The sequence below is a fragment of the Streptomyces meridianus genome (assembly GCF_023703325.1).
GTDB lineage: Bacteria > Actinomycetota > Actinomycetes > Streptomycetales > Streptomycetaceae > Streptomyces > Streptomyces meridianus.
The window spans coordinates 1-4898 of record NZ_JAMQGM010000084.1; the positions used below are offsets into that span (position 1 = coordinate 1).

Genomic DNA, 4898 nt, shown 5'->3' on the forward strand with positions numbered 1-4898 from the left:
GGGGCGCCGTGGCGGCGGGTTGCTGCCGCAAGGGCGCCCAGGAGGCCCGCGTAGAGCAGGGCCATCGGCAGGAGCGCGGGGCGTGGGCCGTGGCGGTCGACGAGGGCCGCCCGTACCGGGGACAGGAAGACACTGGTGGCGCCGAACAGCGCCATGATCGTGCCGGCGACGGCATACGAGCCGGTGGCCCGGGTCACCGCCAGCATCACGGAGAGGGTGAGCATCCCGTACGAGAGCCGCCCGAGCAGGGCGGCACCGAAGGTGCGTCGGGCGTACGGAAGGCGCAGTACGGCGGCATACGAGGGCCGCCCTTGAGCAGGCGCAGACATGGGAAAGTTCCTCGGTCGAGGCGGAAGGAGGGACGCCGAAGTGCCGCTCGCGCTGTGTGCGGGTCGCGGGCCTGGCGTGCCTATGCCAAGAGGAGGAACATGAGGCACAACGTAGCAGCGGGCACCAGGGGAAATCAGTAGTCCCGAGGGCTCCCGGGAGCAGCACGCGCTGGAACTCGGTCGCCAACAGCCGGGCCCGGGCCCGCCGACTGTCCGCCGCGATCACCCACGGTCGCCTTGACGGGTGGCCTTCGCGCTGGCCAAGCTCACCCTGCTCAGCGCGCCAGGGCCCATGGACTGGATAAAGCTGGGCGATCCTCCTCTCCAGAGGGGACAGGCCGCCCGGCTCATCGACGAACTCGGCGTCACATGGCCGCCGGTCTCCCCGGTCCCATGGACCGGCCGGGCAGGAAACCAGAGGCTGCATCCATACGGGGGCGCAGATGGCCGCCGGTCTCCCCGGTCCCATGGACCGGCCGGGCAGGAAACCAGAGGCTGCATCCGTACGGGGGCGCAGCAGGAACCTCGTGTCCTACGAGCCGCGGCGTAGCGCCGTCTGGGGGCGGTTCAGCCGCGGTCGGGCTTCGTGCGCGGGCGCGGTTGTATCGGATGGCGATGGTTGCTGTCAGTCATATGCCGATTCCGGTCAGTCGAGTGCCGAAAGGCTGGGATACCTGGGACCAGTGCGGCAGGCCGTGCCGTCCGGTGCTCGGCGGAGAGGGGCCTCACATGCTGGGGAACGGCGGCGAGGATCCCGTGGGCGGTCCGGCGGCGGTGTTCCCGTCTGGGGCGGGAGTGTTCAATGATCGGCCCTGTCTCACATTCGGTGGTGACGGAGAGTGGCGTTATCCGAGGAGGATGCGGTGGCGGAGCAGGGTGAAGCCTGCACGGCCGTGCATCTGGCGTGCGATTCGCTTGGTCTTGGTGTTGACACCCTCGGTGGGGCCGTTGCTGTACGGAAGTGTGAGTGCGGCGTTCACGGCGTCGCGGTCTCTCTCGAGGCCGCGGGTGAAGGCGTGCAGATGGGGCAGATCGGCTGAGCGAACCTCGACGATCCAGCGCAAGAGCCCGTCGGCATTTCCTGCGCAAGGCGTCAGGAGTTTGGCGAAGCTCCCGACAGCGGAGGCCAGTTGGGTCATCTCGGGGCAGGCGGCGATGAGCCGTGCCAGAAGATCGTGATGTTCGGTCTTGAGGTTGTCGGGCCTGGTGAGGATCATCCGGGCGAGCCGGCGCGGGGAGATGTGGCTGCGGTCGGTGTCCGCGCGGCCCTGGTTGATGTACTTGTGCAGGAGGTTCAGACAGCCTGTGAACCCGAGGGCCTTGATCTCTTCGAAGAGGTGCTGGACGGGGACGGCGGGATCTTCGGCACGACGTTTGCGCAGGTGCTCGCGGTAGGGATCGACGAGGCTGGCGCGGTATTTGGGGACACGGAGCATCCGCTCGGGCCGGTCGGCCCGCGCGTAGCGTTTGACGGTGTTCAGGGACAGTTGCAGTCGGCGGGCGCATTCGAGCAGGCCCACGCCCTTCTCGAGCAGGTTGTGGACTTGGTGCCAGCGTTCCAGGGTCGTCTGCGCGCGGGGTCCGTCGTAGATGGGCGCGTCCAGCACGGCGGCCCAGCAGGTGCTGTGCGCCTTCACCTCGCGCAGGGCGGCTTCGCACAGGTTGTGCCACAGGTGCCACCGGTCGGCGACCTGGACTGCGTCGGGCAGGGCGCGGCGGATGGCCTCGGCGTAGGTCGCGGAGCCGTCTCGGCACACGATCTCGATGCCCGGATGCTCGCGCAGCCATGCTTCCAGCGTGTCGGCGGTGTGGTCGGGCAGTACGTCGGTCCGTTCATGGGTCTCGGCGTCGATCACGACGGTGGCGTAGCGGTGCCGCCGGCGCAGGGCGAAGTCGTCGACTCCGATCACACGGGGCACCCGCCCGGTGGGCAACGGGATGCGTAGCAGGGTGCGCAGGGCCGTGTGACGTGACAGGCCCACCGCGAGTATCGCCAGCAGACGCGATCCGGCCCGGCCCGCTAACTCTTTGACCACGGCCTTGACCTGCCTGGTCAGACGGGCCGTGCGGCGCTGGTATCGCTCCAGGACCCCGGGCATCTGCTCACGGAAGGTCTGCCGGCAGCCGCGTGTGGGACACACCAGACGCCGAACCCGTACACGGACCACCACCCGGCGATCGTCCACCGGTACGTCGGCGACGGTCCGCCAGTGGTAGCCGTGCACCCGCCCCGTCGATGCCCCGCACACCGGACAGATCGCGGCCTCCTGCGGAGTCCGCGCCCGCACCACGATCCGCTCACCCTCGTCGGCCACATCCTCGATGACCAGCGGGAACAGACCCGAAAACACTATCTGCACAAGCTCGTTGATGTCCTTCACACGAAGGTCAACGACCCTGGAGACTCTCCGTCACCACCGAATGTGAGACAGGGACAGTGTGGTTGGGATGGTGGGAGTTGGCGAGGGTGAACTGCCGTAGCGGTCCGAAGTGGGCTTCGATGGGGTTGGCCCAGGAGGCGTAAGTCGGGGTGGAGCACAGCTCGACCTTGTTCTTGGCCGCCCACCTCTTCATCCGCCAGTTCGTGTGGGCGGAGAGATTGTCGAGGATCACGTAGATCGGGGCGCCGTCCGGGCGGGTGGCCCGGATCGTTCTCAAGGCTGCCCAGGTGTGGTCGATGCCCTTGCGGCGTCGGTTGACGCCCCATATCTGGTCGTCGCCGACCGAGTAGCAGCCGTGGAAGTAGGTGATGCCGTGGGTTCGTCGGTAGGTGGCTGGCAGCCGGTCGGGACGGCCTTGTTCGGCCCAGCAGGAACCGGCGGTCGGGCGGATGCCCAGAGGGCCGAACTCGTCGAAGGCGAACGTGCGGTCCGGCCGTTCGTTGACCGCGTACTCGATCCGTTCGAGCTTGGTGTCGAAGTCCGGGTCTGGGGACTCCTTCCAGGTCTTCGTACGCTGGAAGGAGATCCCGCGGCGGGCCAGTAAGCACCGCAGGGCCTCGCGGCCGATCCGGACGGGCCTGGCGATGTTCCGGCGCAGGTGGTCGGCGAGTTTGCGGACTGACCAGCGGGTGAAGAGCTTGCCCAGCACGGTGGGGCGGGTGGTGGCCGTCTGGATGACGAAGTCCTCGTCGTCACTGCTCAGCAGGGGTTGAGGCATGCGAGCACGATCTCGTTGAAGCGATGGATCACGTCCCGGACGGTGTCCTCGTCCGCCTGGACCAGCCGCGCGATCACCGGGACCGTGCTGCCGCCGGCCGAGGCCAGCAGCATCATCGCCCGACGGAACCGCACCGAGCTCGTACTGCCCCGCCGCACGATCTGCTGGAGCTTTTGCCCCTCCTGCTCCGTCAGCCTCCGGACCCTGACCGGTGGTGCCATCCCGCCTCCCCTGCTGGTTGGAAGCGACATCGCTTCCAACCAGCACAACGAGCAACCCGGTGAACCTATGCGGTCACAGCACTAGGGACCTCTCGTGCCGCCTGGGTCGCAGGCGACGAAGTCCTTCGGAGTCCCTGGACCCGCAGTACCCCTCCTCACGCTGTCTTTCCCGGCAGTACCTCGCGGGGCAGTACTCCGGCTCGCTCGACTCTGGCGGCGCAGCGCGGCGCTGTGGGTGGCGTCAACCTGACGGCGTCAATCCGGTCATCCTCACCGCCATACACACCGCCAATGCAAGCCAGGCCTACGATTGGCAGAGATCCGCTGGGTAGCGCCCCCTTGGGCCGCCGAGACGGATGACGAGGTCGTCGGCGCAGAAGTCGATGCCAGCGTGATGATCTCCGATAGCCGACGGGGCCCGATGGACAGGCTCAAGCCGTGGACTTCGGTGAGCAGCAGGCACGAGGCCTGATGGGCGATGGCCAGGTGCTTGTCCGTCGTCCGGCACGCGGTGAACGTGCCGCAGGTCAGGAACGCCAGCGACCGCCCTCCCATGCAGTCCTATGACGGCGCTTACACGGGGCACCGATTTGCGACTATGTGTCGGTGGTCCATCTGGCCCTACCCCTGCACAACTTACTCGCCAGCGAGTTGGTAGCCATACAGGTGGGTATACTTTTGATTGCCACCTCGCCCGCACCCCTGCTCGGCAGTCAAGAACGCTTGGAGATGACCAAATGAGAGCGTTACTTCGATACACGTGGAATCTCCTGCGAGACATCGCATACGGCATCAATGCAGGACATGCCATTAGGCATGGTGCACGGGTGCCAGCACGCAAGCCGCCACGCTCACCGGCTGGGACGTAGACGACTTCCCGCGCTTTGTCACATCCGTCTCGATAGCGGATGACACCCAGAGGTACGGCCGAGCCCTCCAATGAGGCTTTTCGACGATCCAGTTTGCGCAGGTCAAGTGGATGGCAAGGACCGCTCGCATAGGGGTTGAACCGAGACTGGGTTCGATCCGAGGCACATCGATTCACTGCACCGGCATCTGGCCAGCAAGGTGGCTCTGCCAGATGTTTCAGCTCCCAAGGAGCTTGCCCCGTAGTCATCCGGCCGAGCTTCGGCGCAGGACTCTCGGTCTCGTCGAACTCGGCTAGTGCCGGTCACGTCCGCTGGAGTGG

1 protein-coding gene and 2 pseudogenes are annotated in these 4898 nt (G+C 67.0%); all 3 read right to left on the reverse strand.

The genetic code is table 11. The features are described 5' to 3' along the window. A pseudogene (locus M1E25_RS25445) lies at positions 1 to 329 on the reverse strand (MFS transporter); the annotation flags it as partial. Positions 330 to 1174: 845 nt separating this feature from the next. Continuing rightward, positions 1175 to 2710 (reverse strand): ISL3 family transposase, encoded by a 1536-nt coding sequence (locus tag M1E25_RS25450; protein ID WP_443735595.1) that lies wholly within the window; start codon positions 2708 to 2710, stop codon positions 1175 to 1177. A gap of 52 nt (positions 2711 to 2762) precedes the next feature. Beyond that, positions 2763 to 3709, reverse strand: a pseudogene (locus M1E25_RS25455) (IS630 family transposase); the annotation flags it as partial. Positions 3710 to 4898: the final 1189 nt, after the last annotated feature.